Origin of the sequence: Candidatus Contendobacter odensis Run_B_J11 (assembly GCF_000531125.1) — a bacterium.
Taxonomy (GTDB): Bacteria; Pseudomonadota; Gammaproteobacteria; order Competibacterales; family Competibacteraceae; genus Contendibacter; species Contendibacter odensensis.
This window is the reverse complement of the sequence record NZ_CBTK010000113.1, coordinates 40,750-60,762: the sequence shown is the minus strand read 5'-3', so window position 1 is coordinate 60,762 and position 20,013 is coordinate 40,750. Positions and strand designations below refer to the sequence as shown.

Genomic DNA, 20,013 nt, shown 5'->3' with positions numbered 1-20,013 from the left:
TTGAATGATGGATGGAACCTGGTTCTCCGCAACTATAGACCATGCCCAAACCGACTGTCGCCGCCGGTTTTACATCAGTAGTTTCTAACCCGGAATTGGTGATCCGACTCACGGATAATATCACCGATATGCAGGCTGAATCCGCCGCTCCGGCGTTCGGCGAAGTACTGACTCAAGGTTTCCCGAACCACGGTGAAGGCCAATTCGTCCCAGGGAATTTCGTCCTCGGCGAAAAGTCGCACCTCCAGGCTTTCCTCGCCGGGACTGGCGGCGCCATCCTTAAGCTGGCCGCGAAACATCAGATAGACCTGGCTGACATGAGTCAGCGAATAAAGGCCGTACAGCGTCGGATTTTCAACGACGGCGTGGGCTTCTTCCCATGCTTCGCGCAGCGCCGCCGCCACCGCCGATTCCCCATTTTCCATGAATCCGGCGGGCAGGGTCCACAGACCGTAGCGCGGTTCAATGGCCCGCCGGCACAGTAGAATCCGGCCCTGCCATTCGGGGATGCAGCCGGCGACGATTTTCGGATTCTGATAGTGAATCGTGCCGCAGGTTTCGCAAACGTGCCGAGGCCGATTGTCACCTGAAGGAACACTCAGGCCGACTGGGGCGCCGCATTGGCTACAGAATTTCATGCAGTGGGTTCCTTCGAGAGAGGACTTGATGCTGGAAATGAAGTATTTGGCCTTTTCACCATGAACGCCACCTATCCCTAACTTCTCTGATTTGCCAGTGAATTGCGCGCAATAGCCGGGCCAATGGAGCGGTCATACTACGGTTATCATCGCCGTATATGCTCCGTATTGGCCCAAAGGTATCCAAATTTTACCTCAGTCGCCTCGCTTGGCGCGCTTGACCTGAAGACGCTTTCTCCGACTCTATTCGGATGGGTTATCCTCGTATGACTTCACCCCATGATTGTCCTGAAGATGGTTTGCTGCTTCCACCTGTTTCTCCATTGCCGAAAACCGTGAGCTGTCTGGTCACGCCTAATCCCAGCATCGCTCCGGATCTAACCGTAGGCACGGTCGGCACGATCCTGCGCCGGAACAAAGAACTGTACTATCTGCCGGTCGTTCGAGATGGAAAACCCATTGGTCTGATCCGCCGCCTGGATTTCATGGATATTTTTTTATCGAATTTTGGCCGGGAGCTGCACGGTAAAAAGCCGGCTACCTTGTTCATGGATCCGAACCCGCTGATTATTGAAGAAGAATTACCGCTCGAACACGCCAGCCGACGGATAACCGGACGCCTGGATCGGTTTAGCGATCCTCACGCCTTTATCATCGCCCGCGACGGTTGCTACAGCGGGCTGGGCTGGACCATGCACCTCCTGGAAAAGATTACTGATCTGCGCATCCAAGATGCCCGTTATGCCAATCCGTTGACCCTGTTGCCGGGCAACGTACCGATTCAGGATCGGATCGAGGAACTGATCAAGTCCCGTCGGTCGTTCGCAGTCGCCTACTGCGATCTGGATCACTTCAAGCCGTTCAACGATGTATACGGCTATCAGAAGGGCGATCAGGTGATCCGGGGCGTGGGACAGATTCTGTCCGTCCATGCCGACCCGGAACGGGATTTCGTCGGTCACATCGGCGGTGACGATTTTATCGTGGTCTTTGAGAGCACCGACTGGCGCCCGCGTTGTGAGCGAATTCTGAAGGAGTTTGGCCGAATGGCTCCGCGCTTTTATACCGCGATCGATCAGCTTCAGGGAGGAATCAAAGCGCTGGATCGGCGCGGCCAGGAACAATTTTTTCCCCTGCTCAGCCTGTCCGTCGGGGTGGTCCAGCCTGAACTCGATGATTGCCGTTCGCATCATGATGTCGCTACCTTGGCGACCGAGGCCAAACATCAAGCGAAACTCGTCAGTGGCAACAGTTTATTTGTGGAACGCCGCTACCGGGTGTTTCGACAACCCGCCGTTGGAACCCTGCCGTAAATCGGGCATCGCACCCTAATGAAACCCACTCTCGTTGCTCGTCTCCATCCGCAACAATCCAGCAGGGATCCCCGCATGATCACCGGGTTCTTGCCTGACTTCTGCAATAACCGCACGGTTTTTCTGCTCGTGCTGATCATCGAGTTACTGGCCTTGGTTCTGGCGCTCGCCAACAGCCGTACCCTGGAAAATTTCTGGACCGATCTGGCCTTGGTGTCGCTGTTCACGCAGTGGGTAGCGCTGATGGTCGCAGCGACGTTGTGCCGTTGCCGGCGCTGGCTGGCCTGCTTACACCCTCCCGCCGTGACCGTGGCTACCTTCAGCATCGCCCAACTGATTACGCTGCTGTGTTCCCTGTTAGCGCTACGACTGGCGACTGATACCGGCTTCGGCGCCCACTCACTCGATTGGTTGCCCGCTATCCTTGCCCCGCAGGCCATCAGTGGCATCATTACGTTGTTGGCGCTGCGCTACTTCTACGTTCAGCACCAATGGCAACAGAATATTCAAGCCGAAGCCCGCGCCCGTTTACAGTCCTTGCAAGCACGGATTCATCCGCATTTTCTGTTCAACACCCTCAATACCATCGCCAGCCTGATCCCTGGACAGCCGGATCGGGCTGAGCAGGCAGTACTCGATCTGGCTGATCTGCTGCGTTCGGCGCTGGCCCATCGCGAATCCATCACCCTGCACCAGGAACTGGAACTGACCCGGCGCTACCTTGCTATCGAGCGCTTGCGTCTGGGCGACCGGCTGCGGGTAGCCTGGCGGCTGGATCCCGATCTGCCGCTTGATCTGCCGATCCCGGCCCTGCTGCTGCAACCCCTGGTCGAGAACGCCATCCAGCATGGCATTCAATGCTTGCCGGCAGGCGGAATATTGACCATCCAGATCGAAAAACGCACCGACGCATTACGGATCACCGTCGCCAATCCCCAACCGGCCACCCGTGATGAATCTCATGGATCGGGCCAGCGTATTGCGCAGGACAACATCCGGCAACGGTTGCAACTGGCCTACGCAACTCCCGATCCGCTGGCAATCATCGAGACCCCGGCTCACTACCAAGTGAGCTTTACCGTCCCACTCACCGTGCGGGATTGATCGCTGGCGGGCGCGGAGGAATTTCCATGTCAACGGCACTGGCATGGGCAGTGAAGGCCAGCTACAATGCCAGCCCGCTGGAGAGGTGGCAGAGTGGTCGATTGCGACGGTCTTGAAAACCGTTGATCCGTAAGGGTCCGTGGGTTCGAATCCCACCCTCTCCGCCACTCCAATACTGCTGCAATAAACTGATTCTGAACCGCTGAATGGGTTCAAAACATCTCGATGTCATCATCATCAGCAGCAGCAACACCGCTATTAGTCGCCTTCTGCTTTTTATCCTCGATGGCCTGAATATAAATCGCCAGTGCCTGCTTGACGGTCTTGCCCTGCATGACCGCCTCGAACATCAAGCGTTCCTCTTCCATCGTGTAGCGGGACTTGATTTTCTCCTGCATCCCCAGCCATTCGTAAGGGTTGTACAGCCGCCGCGAATCGGAGACCAAATCCGCCAGCGTCCCCAAGCTGGAGCTGACGTGGCTCAGGCGCTGAGTCAGTTTGTCATAGAACTGAAAAGCGATAATGGCGGCGCGCATCATCTCGCCAATGGTGCCGCAACTCCCGACAATAGCCATTTTCGCGTCCGCAACGTCCGTTGTTTCCGGCAGAGCAGCAGCGATTTTTTCGATCATTTTGACTTGCCCAATCATGGAGGTGAATGAATTGCTCAGCACCTCCACCGACCCATCGCTGTCGCGCATCGAAATCTCAATCTGAGCCACGCCCAGCGCCAGCATGAGAATGGTCTCCCGAATCTGGCTCCAGTCCAGATCGGGATGCCGCGCACTCGAACCTGACAAACTGTCCGCATTCATTAACATTAATCTCCAGTCAGAAAAAGACGAGCCGCCAAGGGGGCGGTTGTTGCACGATTTTCAGTAATTTTAGGCCGATCTCAGTGATTCGTCGTGGAGTCCTGTAGTAGTCCATGCATCATTTACCTGCGAAAACAGGATCGACTGCACCAGAGTGGTTCAATTTTACGTCCAGAAAAACATTGTAATTCAATCGGTAATCATCATCTTAGGTTTGCCCGTTCCCCGCTTGCAGCGTTATACTCAATTTTGAAAATCCGTTGAAAGCCCTCTGATCTGCCCAACTTTGTTGTTTGCCTGCCTTAGCGGAGCGACCGATGCACCCAACCCCTCCCTCGCAGGGCTTGTACCGCCCTGAATTTGAAAAGGATAGCTGTGGTTTTGGCTTGATCGCCCAGATGGACAATCGCCCCAGCCACTGGCTGGTTCAAACTTCCATCAACGCTCTGGCGCGCCTGACGCACCGGGGTGCAGTCGCTGCCGACGGCAAATCCGGCGATGGTTGTGGCCTGCTGATGCGCAAGCCCGATGCCTTCCTGCGCCGGGTCGCCACCGATGCCAAGATCAAGCTCGGTGCGCATTACGGGGTCGGTATGGTGTTTCTCAACCGCAATACGGTGCTGGCCGATGCCGCCCGCGCTGATCTGCGCACTGAACTGGAAAAAGAAGGGCTGACGGTTGCGGGCTGGCGGGTGGTCCCGATTGATCCCGATGCGTGTGGCGGCGAATCGCGCAAAACGCTGCCGCACATTGAACAAATCTTCGTCAACTCCCCGGCCAACCTGTTGCCGGAAGCGCTGGAACGCCATCTGTTCGTGGCGCGCCGGCGCGCTAACCTGCGCATCCGCGAGCGCGATCCGATCTATTACGTGCTGTCGCTGTCGAGCCGGGTCATTTCCTACAAAGGGCTGGTGATGCCGGCTCACCTGCCGGTGTTCTACCGCGATCTGAATGACCAGCGACTGGAATCCTCCATCTGCCTGTTCCATCAGCGTTTTTCCACCAATACCCTGCCGCAGTGGTGGCTGGCGCAGCCATTTCGCTATCTGGCGCACAACGGCGAGATCAACACCATTCGCGGCAACCGCAACTGGACCGAAGCGCGCAGCCACAAGTTTTCGACCCGGCTGCTGCCGGATATGGCGCAACTCCGCCCGCTGGTGAATATGACCGGCTCTGATTCCAGCTCGCTGGATAACATGCTGGAAGTGCTGACCATGGGCGGCATGGATCTGTTTCGCGCCATGCGTCTGCTGATTCCGCCCGCTTGGCAGAATATTGAACACATGGACCCGGATTTACGGGCTTTTTATGAATACAACTCGATGCACATGGAGCCGTGGGATGGGCCGGCCGGCATCGTGCTGACCGATGGCCGCTACGCTGGCTGTGTACTGGATCGTAACGGCTTACGCCCGGCACGCTACGTTATCACTGCCGACCGCCATTTCACCATTGCATCGGAAATCGGCGTTTACGACTACGCGCCTGATCAAGTGGTTGCCAAGGGTCGGATGAGGCCAGGCGAAATGCTGGCGGTGGATGTCGAAACCGGGCGCCTGCTCACCCCGACAGATATTGACAATGACCTCAAGAGCCGCCATCCCTACCGGCGCTGGCTGCGCGGCCATGTCCAGCGCTTGCGCTCGCTGTACAAGGACGAGCCGAGCGCTGAACCGCTGTCCGCCGATGCCCTGAACGCTTATCAAAAGCTGTTCGGGGTGACGTTTGAGGAGCGCGATCAGGTGTTGCGGGTGCTGGCCGAGGCTGGACAGGAAGCGATTGGCTCGATGGGCGACGATACCCCGTTTGCGGTGTTGTCCGGTCAGCCGCGCTCGCTGTATGACTATTTCCGTCAGCAGTTCGCCCAGGTCACCAACCCGCCGATTGATCCCCTGCGCGAGGCGGTGGTGATGTCGCTGGAAACCTGTCTGGGCGCGGAATGCAGCCTGTTCGAGGAAAGTTCCGACTACGCGCCGCGTCTGACCGTCAACTCGCCGGTGTTGACCGAGGGTCGCTTGCGGGCGTTGCTGAGCAATCCCGACGGCCGTTATCCGCACCGCCGGATCGAACTGCATTACCCGGTCAGCGACGGTTTGCAAACCGCAATCGAGTGGGTGTGCGATGAAGCGGTGGCCGCAGTGCGGGGCGGTGTGACCGTACTGGTGCTATCCGACCGCGCTATTACTCCCGATACCCTGCCGATTCACGCCCTGCTGGCGGTGGGTGCGGTGCATCATCGGCTGGTGCGCGACGGTTTGCGCTGTGAAACCAATCTGATCATCGAGACCGCCACCGCCCGCGATCCGCATCATTTCGCGGTGTTGCTGGGCTACGGCGCAACCCTGATTCATCCCTATCTGGCTTATGACTGCCTGCACGACTTGATTCGTAGCGGCGAAATCACCCGCCAGGATTACCCAAAGCTGGTCGAGAACTATCGCAAGGGCATTGATAAGGGGCTGTACAAAATCATCTCCAAGATGGGCATCTCCACCATCAACAGTTATCGCGGCGCGCAACTGTTCGAGATTGTCGGTCTGCATGACGAGGTAGTGAAGCTCTGCTTCAAGGACACTGTAAGCCGAATTCAGGGCGCGCGCTTCAGCGATCTGGAAGCGGAACAGGTGCAATTAGCCGAGCGCGCCTGGCGACGGCGGCGGCCGATTGAAACCGGTGGCCTGCTCAAATATATCCATGGCGGCGAATACCACGCCTATAACCCCGACGTGGTGGCGACGCTGCAACAGGCGGTCAACAGCGGTGAATACCGCGACTATCAGATTTACGCCAAGCAGGTGAACGAACGCCCGGTGGCGACCTTGCGCGATCTGTTCCGATTCAAACCAGCGAGCGGGCCGATTCCGCTGGATGAAGTAGAGCCGATGGCCGCCATTCTGCCGCGTTTCGATTCGGCTGGAATGTCGTTGGGCGCACTGTCGCCGGAAGCGCATGAAGCGCTGGCGACTGCCATGAACCGATTGGGCGGACGCTCTAACTCCGGCGAGGGCGGCGAAGACCCGGTGCGTTACGGCACCGAAAAGAGTTCCAAGATTAAGCAAGTGGCCTCCGGTCGCTTTGGCGTGACCCCGGCTTATCTGGTCAACGCCGAAGTGTTGCAGATCAAAGTCGCCCAAGGCGCTAAGCCCGGCGAAGGGGGGCAGTTGCCCGGCGACAAGGTCAATGCCATGATCGCCCGGTTGCGCTATTCCAAGCCGGGTGTAGCGCTGATCTCGCCGCCGCCGCATCACGACATTTATTCGATTGAAGACCTGGCGCAACTGATTTTCGACTTGAAACAGATCAATCCACAGGCGCTGGTGTCGGTCAAACTGGTGGCCGAAGCGGGCGTGGGCACGATTGCGGCGGGCGTCGCTAAAGCGTATGCCGACCTGATCACGATTTCTGGCTATGACGGCGGCACCGGCGCGTCGCCGCTCACCTCGGTCAAATACGCCGGCAGTCCGTGGGAATTAGGTCTCAGTGAAACTCATCAGACCCTGCGGATCAATAACTTGCGCGACAAGGTGCGATTGCAGACCGACGGCGGGTTGAAAACCGGCCTGGATGTGGTCAAGGCGGCGATGCTGGGCGCGGAGAGCTTCGGCTTTGGCACCGCGCCGATGGTGGCGTTGGGTTGTAAATATCTGCGGATCTGTCACCTCAACAACTGCGCCACCGGCGTCGCCACCCAAAACAACGTGCTGCGGCTGAATCACTTCAAGGGCACCGCCGAGAAAGTGATGAACTATTTCCGTTTCGTTGCCCAGGAAACGCGGGAGATCATGGCGAGTTTAGGTGTTCGCAAGTTCGAGGACTTGATCGGGCGCACCGACCTGCTGGAAATCCTGCCCGGCGCGACCGGCAAACACGGCGGTCTGGACCTGACGCCGATTCTTTCCGACGCCGGCCTGCTGCTGGAACGGCCACAGTTCTGCATCGAGCCGCGTAACGAGCCGTTCGACAAGGGCGATCTGGCTGAACAGATGGTGCGCGACGCCCTCCCCGCGATCACCGCTAAAACCGGCGGCGAATTTCAGTACGCGGTCAAAAATATCCATCGTTCCATCGGGGCGCGACTGTCCGGCGAAATCGCCCGCCGCCACGGCGATCTGGGGATGGAAACCGCGCCGATCAAACTGCGGCTGACCGGCACCGCAGGTCAGAGCTTTGGGGTGTGGAACGCAGGCGGGCTGCATCTTTATCTGGAAGGCGACGCTAACGATTACGTCGGCAAGGGCATGGCCGGCGGCAAGCTGGTGGTTTACCCGCCGAAAAACAGCCGGTTTGACGGCCATCGCACCGCGATCATTGGCAATACCTGCCTGTACGGCGCGACCGGCGGCACCTTGTATGCAGCGGGCACCGCAGGCGAACGGTTTGCAGTACGCAACTCCGGGGCCTTAACCATTGTGGAAGGCGTCGGCGATCACGGCTGCGAATACATGACCGGCGGCGTGGTGGTGGTACTCGGTGAAACCGGGGTCAACTTCGGCGCGGGCATGACCGGCGGCTTTGCCTTCGTGCTGGATGAAAACAATGCCTTCGTGGATCGCTACAACCACGAACTCATCGATATTCACCGCATCGCCACTGAAAACATGGAGCTGCAACGCAACTATCTGCTGGATTTGCTGGAGGACTACGTGGCCGAAACCGGCAGCGTCTGGGGCCAGGAGATTCTGGACGATTTTCGCTATTACGCCAGCCGGTTCTGGCTGGTGAAGCCGAAGGCGGCTGATCTCAAGTCGCTGCTGGTCGCGTTACGCGAAGCAGCATGATCAGCCTCCAAAGCCATAAATCCGGCTTCGTCAGCCCTTTTTTGATTGCTCCAGCCAGCCATTGAGTCTTAACCATGTCGAAAGCCAAACCGCTGTTGTTTCTCGATACGCCGCGCCAAGACCCGGAAAAAACCCCGGCCCGCGAGCGGGTTATCCAGTTCAAGGAAATTTATGGGCAGTTCGACGCCCCATCCGCTGCGGTGCAATCGGGCCGCTGTCTGCATTGCGGCAATCCCTATTGCGAATGGAAATGCCCGGTTCACAACTACATTCCCAACTGGTTGCAGTTAATTGACGAAGGCAACCTGTTTGAAGCCGCCGAGTTATCCCATCGCACCAATTCATTGCCGGAAGTGTGCGGGCGGATTTGTCCACAGGATCGCTTGTGCGAAGAAGCCTGTACCCTGAACGACGGCTTCGGCGCAGTGACGATTGGAGCTATAGAAAAATACATTACCGACGAGGCGCTAAGAGCAGGCTGGCGTCCTGATCTTTCTCATGTCACCCCGACTGGCAAGCGGGTGGCGATCATTGGCGCCGGACCGGCGGGTTTGGGCTGCGCTGACATCCTGGCGCGTAACGGCGTCAAGCCAGTGGTATTTGACCGCTATCCGCAGATTGGCGGGCTGCTGACCTTTGGCATTCCACCGTTCAAGCTGGAAAAGGAAGTCGTGCAAACCCGGCGCGAAATTATGGAAGGCATGGGCGTTGAGTTTGTGCTGAACACCGAGATTGGCCGCGATCTTTCCTTTCAAAGCCTGCTGGACGATTACGACGCGGTGTTTCTCGGCATGGGAACCTATGCCGCAATGAAGGGCGATTTCCCCGGTGAGGATTTGCCCAGCGTGTACGAGGCGCTGCCTTATCTGATTGCCAACGTCAATCGCTTGCTGGGGTTGGAGCGTGACCCGCACGATTTTATTGATATGAAGGGTCAGCGGGTGGTGATCCTGGGCGGCGGCGATACCGCAATGGATTGCAACCGCACCGCGATTCGGCAAGGCGCGGCCAGCGTGACCTGCGCCTACCGCCGCGACGAGGCCAACATGCCCGGCTCACGGCGTGAAGTCGCTAACGCCAAGGAAGAGGGAGTACAGTTTGTCTGGAACCGTCAGCCGGTTGCGATTGTGGGTGATGGTCGAGTAGAAGGCGTCAAAGTGTGCGCTACTCAACTCGGCGCGCCCGATGCCCGTGGGCGGCGCAGCCCGGAAATCGTGCCGGATTCCGAGGAGATTCTACCCGCCGACCGGGTGATCATTGCCTTTGGGTTCCGGCCCAACCCAGCGCCGTGGTTCGCCGCATTTGGCATCGCCGTGGACGCTGCTGGCCGAGTCAAAGCCTCACCCACCGACCGGCTTAAATTCCAGACCGGCAATCCCAAAGTGTTCGCTGGCGGCGATATGGTGCGCGGTTCCGATTTGGTAGTGACCGCCGTATTTGAGGGCCGGGAAGCTGCGGAGGGGATTCTGGACTACCTGGATGTTTCATGATTACCAATGTCAGATCAGCCACCTCCGTTTTAGCAAAAACCTGAATCCATGCTAACGCGGGAGATGCACTGATACGCCAGGCTCAAAGCGCGTGACTGCATTAGCCATGACTCTACGGTTAAGCAATCCAACATTTCGCGCCGGGCTTGCTACGCTTTAACAAGGAAAACCGTTAAGGAGTAAAACTATTGTGCGAACCGGCGTTGTCATTGACTCAGCTTGCGACCTGCCGCAATCCTATATTCAGAATCACAACCTCCACATCATGCCGATTAGCCTGCATTTCGGCTATGACCTGTTCCGGGATACTCGCGACCCGGAAGCCACCCAAGCCTTCTATCGCAAGTACCTCGCCGAAAAGACGCTGGATATCGAAACCGCTCCGTTTTCAGTGGAGCAGATCAAGACGTTATTCATGGAAGAGCTGGTGCTGAAATACGACCGGGTTCTCGTCATCACCATCGCCCAGACGCGCAGCCCAATCTACGAAAACGCCGAAGCGGCGTCCCGGATCATCCGCACCCAGTATCGGGAACAACGACAGCAAGCCGGCATGACGGGATCGTTTCAACTATCGGTGCTGGATAGCAAAACCCTGTTTACCGGAGAAGGAGTGCTGGTTCACGAAGCTATGCGCCTGCTCGAAGAAGAAGACATTCTGTTCGGCACGCTGCGCCCTCATATCGAGCAACTGAGCCAACACGTTCACGGCTATCTGGTTCCAGAAGACTTGTTTTATATCCGCTACCGTGCCAGTAAAAAGGGCGAGAAAACCATCGGCCTGCTGAAGTATCATTTCGGCGCCTTGTTCGACATCAAACCCATCATCCACTTTCACCGGGGTGAAAGTCAGGTGATTGACAAGGAGCGAGGCTTCGACCGCACTCTGATCAAACTGTTCGACATCGTTCGCCACGCTATCCAACAAGGTCTCGCAACCCCGATCATCAATACCAGTTATGCCGGCGATCTTGAGATTATCCGCCACAAGCGGGCCTTCATTGATTTCGAGCGCTACGCCAGAGATCATAAAATCGAAGTGCTGCTCTCGGTCATGAGTACTGCCGGCGGAATCAATGTCGGGCCGGGCGCATTCGCCCTAGCCTACATCGCCGGCCCCCCGCTGAACATTGTTGGCGGCACCAACTCTGCGAACGCTAAGCCAGCGCCCAATCCCTTGGCCAGTGCTATGGAAGAAGGGTCAATTTGACGGAATAGACGGAATAATAGAAGGCTTCAGGATTGACCCGGATTGCAAAAGGCGACGCAAAAGAGAGTGGCATACCCCGGTAGTACCGGGTGGGGGAGCTTGGGCAGTGCCGCTATCACGGCCTCGCAAAGTGGGCTAAACTGCCGAAAAAGCACCACAGCTACCGGGGAGTGTACCTGGACGCGAACACTGCTCCGGCACGACGAGGAACCGCTCCATGAACAATCCGGATTTGTTCAGCAAGCCTGAAGAATACCAATCCTTCTCTGTCGGCCAAATCATTTTCCACGAAGGCGACCTCGGCGACAGCCTGTACATTGTCGCTGAAGGTCAAGTGGATATTGTGATGAGTGGACAAACCCTCGAAACGGTGGGATCAGGCGGCATGTTGGGTGAGTTTGCACTGATCGATGACAAACCGCGCAGCGCCACTGCCATCGCTCGCACTGACTGCCTGCTCACACGGGTCAGCCGCCAACACTTCCTGACTCTCATCCAGCGAACTCCGCTGTTCGCCCTCCAGGTCATGCGAGTAATGGCCGACCGGCTGCGTCGCGCCAATGCCCGCCTCCAAGACTAGCGTCCACCCGGTTCCCCCAGAACCCGGATTCGCGTACTTCTCATGTGGAACTGCTGGTTTGATGCAGCCCGCCGTCCCTCACCGGGCAAGAGACGCTTCGGATCGGGCCGTGCGGCTTGGCAACTCGCGTTGCAGTGGCTGCCTCCAGGAAAACATGCATGATCGAAACTTCTGTTGCCCGTCAAAACATTCTGAACCTACCTAGCGCCTCGCTATTGAGCGACTACCCCGTCGCCACCGATGGCTACGACGAGATGTGTTCGTCGCCCGGAATGCTACGCCCCCACTGGCAGGATTTAATGCAATTCCTGGACGAAACCGGCGGTGAGGAACTGGATCGTCGTCACAGCGAAGTCCAGCGGTTGTTGCAGGAAGACGGCGTCACTTACAACGCCTATGACGACTCGCGTAACGCTCAGCGACACTGGCTGGTCGATCCTATCCCACTGTTGATGACCGGTGAGGAATGGAGCGGTCTCGCTGCCGGGATGGAACAACGATCCCGGTTGTTGAATGCGCTGATGGTGGATTTGTACGGACCCCGCACCACGATTCGCCAAGGCTGGTTGCCGCCAGAATTGATCTACGCTTACCCTGGCTTTCTCCATGCCTGTCACCAATCGCTTCCGACCGGCAGTCGCTGGCTGATTTTTCACGGCGTGGATCTCGCACGCGGCCCAGACGGGGTATTTCGGGTGTACTGCGACCGCAGCCAGTCGCCCTCTGGCGCCGGATACACGCTGGAGAACCGCATCATCCTGGCTCGGGCATTGCCGATGCTTTATCGCGATGCGCCGCTGCGCCGATTGGCGAGCTTCCTGGAGACCGAACGCGCCACTCTAGCGGGGTTAGCCCGTCATAACCCTGAAGATCCGCATGTGGTATTGCTGACGCCTGGCCCCAACAGCCCGGTTTATTTCGAGCACGCCTATCTAGCAAATTATTTGTCACTCAGCCTGGTGGAAGGCGAGGACTTAGTCGTGCGCGATGGCCGGGTCTGGCTGAAGACGCTGGGGGGATTGCGACCAGTGGATGTAATCCTGCGGCTGGTGTTTGACGCCTTTTGCGATCCGCTGGAACTGCGCGGCGACTCGCTGCTGGGCATCCCCGGCCTGTTGCAGGCAGCACGGGGCGGCCATGTCGCTATCGCTAATGCCATTGGCAGCGGTCTCGCCGAAAACCCCGGACTGGCGGCTTTCCTGCCCCTGCTGTGCCAGCAGTTACTAGGCGAGACGTTAATGCTGCCATCACTACCCACCTGGTGGTGCGGTGCTTCAGATGCGCGTGGTTATGTGTTGAACAACCTCGATCAATTGGTAGTTCGTTCGATCCTGCCCGGTCAACCCCATTGGGAAGTCGCCCGACTGGACGCGGCGGCTCGCGCCCAACTGGTGAATCGGATTCAGGCCACCCCTCACCTGTTCGTCGGCCAGGAATCGTTACCGCTTTCTACCGCGCCAGTACTCGAAGATGGGCGGCTGACACCGCGACCGGTGATGCTGCGCGGTTTTACGGTCGCTGACGGAGAGGGTTATCGGGTGATGCCGGGTGGCCTGGCGCGAGTCTCTTCGGGACTGGATACCCTGCAAACCGCACTGCAACAGGGCGGGATCAGCAAGGACTGGTGGGTACTCGCGCCGACGCCACAGAAACACGTCAGCTTGCTACGGCAAAGCTACGGCCCCATCTTTGTCACCCGCGATGGGGGCGACTTGCCTAGCCGGGTGGCGGATAATCTGTTCTGGCTGGGTCGCTACAGCGAGCGGCTGGACAGTACCGCACGGCTGTTGCGGGAAGCGTTCGGGCGACTGCTGGAATGGGAGCAGGACAACACCGATGAACGCTGTCTGGACGACCTGCTGGAAGCTCTGGAAATTCCAGTGCCCCCGGTGGCGGAATCACCGCGCGCCCGTTTTTTCACCCTGCGGCAAAAGCTGTTGAACCTGGTGGTGGAATCGGATCATTCCGGCAGCCTGCATACGATTTTTGGTGATATGTTGCGCACCGGGCGGGCAGTGCGCAACCATCTGGGCGATGATGGCTGGCGCTTGCTGAACCGGATTCAACAGCAAATTCAGCAACCGGTGCCAGGGTTGGGTGCCCGGCAGGCGCGGGAATTGCTCGAAGAAGATTTGATGCTGGTGACGGCGTTTTGCGGTCTGAATAACGAGACCATGCCGCACCATCAAGGCTGGCTGTTCTTCGATATCGGGCGTTATCTGGAGCGGGTGTTGCACACCATGACCCTGTTTAATCTTGCTTTCATCACCGCCCGTAATCCTGGGTTGCCCCTGTGGGAAGTGGTACTCACCATCACCGATAATCTGACCGCCTATCGGCGTCGCTACCGCTCCGCACTGCATCCGCGTGCAATCATCGATTTGCTGCTCTTTGATGAGGGCAATCCCCGCGCCATCGGCTATCAGTTGCAGCGGCTGCAACGCAACATCAGGCGCTTGCAGCGACCCAATAACAGTTCGCCCTATCGCAGCGCCGAGGAACGGCTGATCCTGGAGGCCACCACTATTTTGCAACTGGCCGACATCGAGGCACTGGCAACCCTGTCCCAGGACAGCACTCATTCCAGTGTCGAACTGGCCCGGCTGCTGGAAGCGCTCAACCGCCCGCTGCTGGCGCTATCCGATGCGCTGATCCATAGCCATTTCAGTCATGCCGAAGTCCCCCGGCAACTGATCACGATGCGGCCATGAAGTACACCATCACCCATCGCACCCTGTACCGCTACAGCAGTGGTGTAGCGTTGTGTCACAACGAAGCGCGGTTGTTGCCACGGGAAACTCCCTGGCAATTTTGCCAGCCCAGCCGGATCGAGATTCGACCGCGCCCGGCGCTCTCCGTCGAACGGTGGGATTTTTTCGGCAACCGGGCGCTGTACTTCGCCATCCAGGATATTCATCAGCGCTTGGTGGTGACGGTTGCCACCGAGGTGGAGATATTGAAGTCGCGCCCGTTCAACGCCTCCAGTCCATCGCCATCGTGGGAGCAGGTGATCGGGGTGTTGCAGAACGCGCAAGACCCCGACATTATCGAGGCTCGGCAATTCGTACTCGATTCACCGTTTGTGGTGGCTCAGGCCAAGTTCCGGCAATACGCCGAGCCGAGTTTTCCGCCGGGCCGCCCTCTGCTGGAAGCGGTTGCGGATTTGAACCGGCGGATCAATCGTGAATTTACCTACGACCCGCATTTCACCACGGTCGCTACTCCGCTCAACAAGGTTCTGATCGAGCGGCGCGGCGTCTGTCAGGATTTTGCTCATCTGGCGATTGCTTGTCTGCGGGCGTTGGGATTGGCGGCGCGCTATGTCAGCGGTTATCTGGAAACTTTGCCGCCACCCGGCCAACCCCGGCTGGTGGGGGCCGATGCGTCTCATGCCTGGCTGGCGGTGTATGTACCGGGCGCCGCCTGGGCGGAATTCGATCCGACCAATGGTTGTATGCCGGGAGAAAAGCACGTCACTTTGGCGTGGGGGCGAGATTACGGTGATGTCGCGCCATTGAAAGGGGTGATGACCGGGGGCGGTACCCACTCGCTGGATGTATCGGTGGATGTGGCCCCGGAGCCGGCGGTAAAACCAGCGGCCAACCCGACTTAGAAACCGAAACCGTTGTTCCTGAATCCTGCTTAAATCCGCCATGTGCCACGATTCCAGCGACCGCCTTGCTCCAACATCCCTTTATCGCCACACCGTCGGTTCCGGGCCGGAGATAGTACTGCTGCATGGCTGGGGCATGCACGCTGGCGTTTGGGAAGATGTAGCGAAATCGCTGCTGGAGGACTACCGGGTTACGGTGCTGGATCTGCCGGGTCACGGCTACAGCCGTCTGTCGGAAACCGGTCATACCCTGGCCGATTTATGCGCCGCCGTGAGCGCGGTCACGCCGCCCCAGGCGACTTGGGTGGGCTGGTCGCTGGGAGGGCTGGTGGCTCAGCAGGTCGCGATCACCGCGCCGGAGCGCGTCAACCGACTGGTACTGGTCAATAGCACGCCCTGCTTCATGCAGCGCCCGGACTGGCCGCACGGCATCGCTCCTCTGGTGCTGCGTCGCTTCGCCGAGGAACTGCGCCAGAACTACCGGGCTACGCTCAAGCGTTTTATCGCGCTGGAAGTCCATGGCAGCGAACACGCCACCGCCCAGTTACATCAACTCAAGACGATGCTATTCCAGCACGGCGAACCGGATGTCTCGGCGTTGGAAGACGGGCTGGCGATCCTGGAACAGGCCGATCTGCGTGCTGAACTGTCGCGTATCGTCTGCTCGACCCTGCTGCTGATGGGGCAGCGTGATCAACTGGTTCCTGCTGCTGCCGGCGCCGCGATCCAGCAATGGCTACCGAATGCGCGCCTGCACATTTTTCCCCGCGCCGGTCATGCGCCGTTCTTTTCCCACTTGCCGGAATTTCTGGCCGAACTCAGGGCATTTCTTGATGCGTGATGATCATGAAGCAGCACCCTTCGATTTGGATCGGAAACTATTGCGGCGGGCTTTGGAACGGGCGGCACTCGGCTATGACAAAGCCGCATTCCTGCATCGCGAGGTCGGCAACCGCCTGCTGGAGCGATTGAACCTGATTAAACGTCAGCCAGAGACGATTGTGGATGTCGGCTGCGGAACCGGTGCTATCACTGCGGCGCTGATGAAAAAATACCGGAAAGCACGGGTGATCGGGCTGGATTTAGCGCCAGCACTGGTGAAAAAGGCTTGCAAGCAGGCACCCTGGCTGCGCACTTTGCATGGTGCAGTGGCCGAGCCGGAAGCACTGCCGTTGCCGTCGGCCAGTTGCGATCTGGTCTTTTCCCATTTCGCCCTGCCCTGGTGCCTGGATCTTGACCGGGTGTTTGCCGAATTTCAGCGGGTACTCAAGCCGGGGGGGGGGTTGCTGTTCAGTACGCTGGGACCGGATACCCTGATCGAGTTACGGCGCAGTTGGGCAGCAGCCGACGGTTACAATCACATCAACGCCTTCCTTGATATGCATGACATCGGCGATGCATTGATGCGGGCGCGATTGGCCGAGCCGGTGATGGATGTCGAGCGGTTGACCCTGACCTATTCGAATGTAGGCGGACTGATGCGCGATCTCAAAGCGCTGGGTGCCGGCAACTTCACTTTTGGCCGCGCCCGTGGTCTGACCGGCAAAGGCCGGTTGCGGGCCATGCAGGCCGCCTACGAACTGTTCCGTCGCCCGGATGGTCTGCTGCCCGTCAGTTGCGAGGTGGTCTACGGCCATGCTTGGGGATCGATCCAGAATCGGTCCCGTCTACGCGGAGACGGTGCGGCGGTATTTCCGCTAGAGCAACTGCACCGCCATGGCCGGGAGAACCGTTGACTCGTACTATGGGCCGTATCGATCTGTTGTGCTGCAAATTCCCGGTGTAATCCTCGGATATTGACAAAACTTCATGGGCAGTCTATTTTTTTCTAAAATTATGAGTAGATTTTAGAGGTTGCGCCCTGCTGCATAGCGCACATCCCGAAGATCGCCTAATCACGAAAAACACAAAAGATATAAGTAAAACCAATTAGTTGAAAAGTTTTCTGGTTTTTTGTCTTTCGTGTACTTTGTGCTTTTTGCGTTAAATCTAATGTGATAGCCAACATAGCGTTGGTATTCCTAGATAACAATCAGGAGGAACACTATGACCACCAGTCGCATCGCGCAGGCAGGCGCTATCGCCACCGGCGGAGCGCTACTGGCGTGGAGCGCCGTTGCCCACGCTGATTTCGCCTTGAACATGACGCCGGGCGCCACCGCCATCAGCCACGAAGTCTACGGCCTGCACATGCTGATTTTCTGGATCTGCGTGGTCATCGGCGTAGTGGTGTTCGGGGTGATGTTCTGGTCTATTTACCATCACCGCAAATCACGCGGTGTGGTGCCGGCCCAGTTCCATGAAAGCACCCTGATCGAAATACTCTGGACCGTGGTGCCGATGTTGATTCTGATCATAATGGCGGTTCCAGCGACCAAGACCCTGATTCGCATGGCCGACGCTCGCGATGCTGAACTGACCATCAAGGTGACCGGTTACCAATGGCGCTGGCATTACCAGTATTTGAATGAAAATCTCGGCTTCTTTAGCACCTTGTCCACGCCGCAGGCACAAATCCACAACGATGCCGCCAAGGGTGAGCACTATCTGCTGGAAGTGGATCAGCGGTTGGTAGTGCCGGTCGGCAAGAAGATCCGGGTGCTGACCACCGCTTCCGACGTGATCCATTCCTGGTGGGTGCCGGCACTGGCTTTGAAGAAAGATGCCATTCCCGGCTTCATCAACGAGTCCTGGACACTGATTGACAAGCCCGGTATCTATCGTGGCCAGTGTGCTGAACTCTGCGGTAAGGATCACGGCTTTATGCCGATTGTGGTCGAAGCTGTGCCCGAGGCTGAATTCCAGCAATGGGTCGCAACGATGAAGGCAAGTAAATTGAATACTCTGACCGCCAGCGGAGGTAAAACCCTATGAGTACCGCAGCCGCACCTGCACTTGATGATCACGATCACGACCACCATGCCGGACCGTCCCCTGGTCTGATTCGCTGGCTGGTCACCACCAATCATAAAGACATTGGTACCTTGTACCTGCTGTTTTCGCTGACGATGTTCTTTGTTGGCGGGGCGATGGCGCTGGTCATCCGCGCTGAGTTGTTCCAACCGGGTTTGCAGATCGTCAACCCGCACTTCTTCAACCAGATGACCACCTTGCATGCGCTGGTGATGATCTTCGGCGCGGTTATGCCCGCCTTTGTCGGGCTGGCCAACTGGCTGCTGCCGATGATGATCGGCGCACCGGACATGGCGCTGCCACGGATGAACAACTGGTCCTTCTGGATCATGCCGTTTGCTTTCACCTTGCTGTTGTCCACCCTGTTCCAGGCGGGCGGCGGACCGGCTGGCGGTTGGACCCTGTACCCGCCGTTGGCGTTACAAACCGGTAATGCATTCCCCTTCGTAATCCTGGCTATCCACATGATGGGAATTTCCTCAATCATGGGTGCAATCAACGTCATTGCCACCATTCTCAACCTGCGTGCGCCCGGCATGACGCTGATGAAAATGCCGCTGTTCGTATGGACGTGGCTGATCACGGCATTTTTGCTGATCGCGGTGATGCCAGTGCTGGCCGGATCGGTCACTATGTTGCTCACCGACAAGTATTTCGGCACCAGCTTTTTCAATGCCGGCGGCGGCGGCGATCCGGTGATGTTCCAGCATATCTTCTGGTTCTTCGGCCATCCTGAGGTGTACATCATGATCCTGCCGGCGTTCGGGGTTGTTTCCCAGATCATCCCGACCTTCGCTCGCAAGCCGCTATTCGGTTATGCCTCAATGGTTTATGCCACCTCATCCATTGCGTTCCTGTCCTTTATTGTTTGGGGCCACCACATGTTCACCGTGGGGATGCCGCTGGCCGGCGAGCTGTTCTACATGTACGCCACCATGCTGATCGCGGTGCCGACCGGGGTGAAGGTGTTCAACTGGGTCTCAACCATGTGGCGCGGCGCGATGACCTTCGAGACGCCGATGCTGTTCGCCATTGCCTTCGTGATTCTATTCACCATCGGCGGTTTCTCCGGATTGATGCTGGCCATTGCGCCGGCTGACTTTCAGTATCAGGACACTTACTTCGTAGTGGCGCATTTCCACTATGTGCTGGTGCCGGGCGCAGTGTTCTCGATCATGGCGGCAGTTTACTACTGGCTGCCGAAGTGGACCGGCCACATGTACAACGAGCGGCTGGGCAAAATTCACTTCTGGCTGTCGGTGGTTGGGGTCAACGTGCTGTTCTTCCCGCAGCACTTTCTCGGTTTGGCCGGGATGCCGCGCCGCATTCCTGATTATGCCTTGCAGTTCACTGAGTTCAACATGATCTCTACCGTGGGCGCGTTCCTGTTTGGCTTCTCGCAACTGCTGTTCCTGTACAACGTGGTCCAGACCATTCGCGGCGGCGCAAAAGCCACTGATCAAGTATGGGAAGGCGCACATGGTCTGGAATGGACGCTACCATCGCCACCGCCTTATCACACCTTCACCACTGCACCTGAAGTGAAGTAACGAAGG

Annotated in this window: 13 protein-coding genes, 1 tRNA gene and 1 pseudogene; 13 read left to right on the top strand and 2 right to left on the bottom strand. The window is 58.0% G+C overall.

Translation table 11 applies throughout. From position 1 onward, the window contains the following. Positions 1–74 precede the first annotated feature (74 nt). A complete protein-coding gene (locus BN874_RS08935) occupies positions 75–638 on the bottom strand; it encodes an NUDIX hydrolase (protein WP_034432180.1) in 564 nt (187 codons plus the stop codon). Positions 639–904: 266 nt separating this feature from the next. On the opposite strand from BN874_RS08935, the gene BN874_RS08930 reads away from it, so the two are divergent. From BN874_RS08930 to BN874_RS08920, 3 genes are all read left to right on the top strand, one after another. Beyond that, complete coding sequence (locus BN874_RS08930; protein WP_195912145.1) at positions 905–1,951, top strand: GGDEF domain-containing protein; 1,047 nt, start codon at positions 905–907, stop codon at positions 1,949–1,951. A gap of 75 nt (positions 1,952–2,026) precedes the next feature. Continuing rightward, entirely contained in the window at positions 2,027–3,055 is a 1,029-nt protein-coding gene (locus tag BN874_RS08925; RefSeq protein ID WP_034432178.1) for a sensor histidine kinase, read from the top strand. 79 nt (positions 3,056–3,134) lie between these two features. After that, a tRNA-Ser gene (locus BN874_RS08920) sits at positions 3,135–3,222 on the top strand. Between the two features lie 45 nt (positions 3,223–3,267). Here the strand turns inward: BN874_RS08920 and BN874_RS08915 are convergent. Further along, complete coding sequence (locus BN874_RS08915) at positions 3,268–3,870, bottom strand: hypothetical protein (RefSeq protein ID WP_051497620.1); 603 nt, start codon at positions 3,868–3,870, stop codon at positions 3,268–3,270. Between the two features lie 317 nt (positions 3,871–4,187). Between BN874_RS08915 and gltB the strand changes: the two genes are divergently transcribed. The 10 genes and pseudogenes from gltB to ctaD all read left to right on the top strand — a co-directional run bounded on the left by gltB (position 4,188) and on the right by ctaD (position 20,007). Continuing rightward, on the top strand, positions 4,188–8,651 hold the full coding sequence (gltB, locus tag BN874_RS08910; protein ID WP_034432175.1) for a glutamate synthase large subunit: 4,464 nt from the start codon (positions 4,188–4,190) through the stop codon (positions 8,649–8,651). A 74-nt stretch (positions 8,652–8,725) separates the two neighbouring features. Continuing rightward, the gene (locus tag BN874_RS08905; RefSeq protein WP_034432172.1) at positions 8,726–10,141 is read left to right on the top strand and encodes an FAD-dependent oxidoreductase; all 1,416 of its coding nucleotides are present in this window, start codon (positions 8,726–8,728) and stop codon (positions 10,139–10,141) included. A 190-nt stretch (positions 10,142–10,331) separates the two neighbouring features. Beyond that, positions 10,332–11,351: a DegV family protein gene (locus BN874_RS08900; protein ID WP_051497619.1), complete on the top strand. Its 1,020-nt coding sequence runs from the start codon at positions 10,332–10,334 to the stop codon at positions 11,349–11,351. A 217-nt stretch (positions 11,352–11,568) separates the two neighbouring features. Further along, a complete protein-coding gene (locus tag BN874_RS08895; RefSeq protein ID WP_034432171.1) occupies positions 11,569–11,931 on the top strand; it encodes a Crp/Fnr family transcriptional regulator in 363 nt (120 codons plus the stop codon). Positions 11,932–12,089: 158 nt separating this feature from the next. Then, a complete protein-coding gene (locus BN874_RS08890) occupies positions 12,090–14,642 on the top strand; it encodes a circularly permuted type 2 ATP-grasp protein (RefSeq protein WP_051497618.1) in 2,553 nt (850 codons plus the stop codon). Beyond that, positions 14,639–15,544 (top strand): transglutaminase family protein, encoded by a 906-nt coding sequence (locus tag BN874_RS08885; protein WP_034432170.1) that lies wholly within the window; start codon positions 14,639–14,641, stop codon positions 15,542–15,544. Before BN874_RS08890 ends, BN874_RS08885 begins: the two co-directional genes overlap by 4 nt. A 40-nt stretch (positions 15,545–15,584) precedes the next feature. Beyond that, the gene (gene bioH / locus BN874_RS08880; RefSeq protein WP_051497617.1) at positions 15,585–16,385 is read left to right on the top strand and encodes a pimeloyl-ACP methyl ester esterase BioH; all 801 of its coding nucleotides are present in this window, start codon (positions 15,585–15,587) and stop codon (positions 16,383–16,385) included. Next, positions 16,378–17,280, top strand: coding sequence for a malonyl-ACP O-methyltransferase BioC (gene bioC / locus BN874_RS08875; protein ID WP_034432168.1), 903 nt, complete (start codon positions 16,378–16,380; stop codon positions 17,278–17,280). Before bioH ends, bioC begins: the two co-directional genes overlap by 8 nt. 310 nt (positions 17,281–17,590) lie before the next feature. After that, positions 17,591–18,397, top strand: a pseudogene (gene coxB, locus BN874_RS08870) (cytochrome c oxidase subunit II); the annotation flags it as partial. A gap of 17 nt (positions 18,398–18,414) precedes the next feature. After that, the gene (gene ctaD / locus BN874_RS08865) at positions 18,415–20,007 is read left to right on the top strand and encodes a cytochrome c oxidase subunit I (RefSeq protein ID WP_034432165.1); all 1,593 of its coding nucleotides are present in this window, start codon (positions 18,415–18,417) and stop codon (positions 20,005–20,007) included. The last annotated feature ends 6 nt before the right edge of the window (positions 20,008–20,013 follow it).

What these genes read in the sequence shown, in the direction of transcription:
- BN874_RS08935 (WP_034432180.1), bottom strand. Translation starts at nt 638, where the DNA reads ATGAAATTCTGTAGCCAATGCGGCGCCCCAGTCGGCCTGAGTGTTCCT.
- BN874_RS08930 (WP_195912145.1), top strand. Translation starts at nt 905, where the DNA reads ATGACTTCACCCCATGATTGTCCTGAAGATGGTTTGCTGCTTCCACCT.
- BN874_RS08925 (WP_034432178.1), top strand. Translation starts at nt 2,027, where the DNA reads ATGATCACCGGGTTCTTGCCTGACTTCTGCAATAACCGCACGGTTTTT.
- BN874_RS08915 (WP_051497620.1), bottom strand. Translation starts at nt 3,870, where the DNA reads ATGAATGCGGACAGTTTGTCAGGTTCGAGTGCGCGGCATCCCGATCTG.
- gltB (WP_034432175.1), top strand. Translation starts at nt 4,188, where the DNA reads ATGCACCCAACCCCTCCCTCGCAGGGCTTGTACCGCCCTGAATTTGAA.
- BN874_RS08905 (WP_034432172.1), top strand. Translation starts at nt 8,726, where the DNA reads ATGTCGAAAGCCAAACCGCTGTTGTTTCTCGATACGCCGCGCCAAGAC.
- BN874_RS08895 (WP_034432171.1), top strand. Translation starts at nt 11,569, where the DNA reads ATGAACAATCCGGATTTGTTCAGCAAGCCTGAAGAATACCAATCCTTC.
- BN874_RS08890 (WP_051497618.1), top strand. Translation starts at nt 12,090, where the DNA reads ATGATCGAAACTTCTGTTGCCCGTCAAAACATTCTGAACCTACCTAGC.
- BN874_RS08885 (WP_034432170.1), top strand. Translation starts at nt 14,639, where the DNA reads ATGAAGTACACCATCACCCATCGCACCCTGTACCGCTACAGCAGTGGT.
- bioH (WP_051497617.1), top strand. Translation starts at nt 15,585, where the DNA reads ATGTGCCACGATTCCAGCGACCGCCTTGCTCCAACATCCCTTTATCGC.
- bioC (WP_034432168.1), top strand. Translation starts at nt 16,378, where the DNA reads ATGCGTGATGATCATGAAGCAGCACCCTTCGATTTGGATCGGAAACTA.
- ctaD (WP_034432165.1), top strand. Translation starts at nt 18,415, where the DNA reads ATGAGTACCGCAGCCGCACCTGCACTTGATGATCACGATCACGACCAC.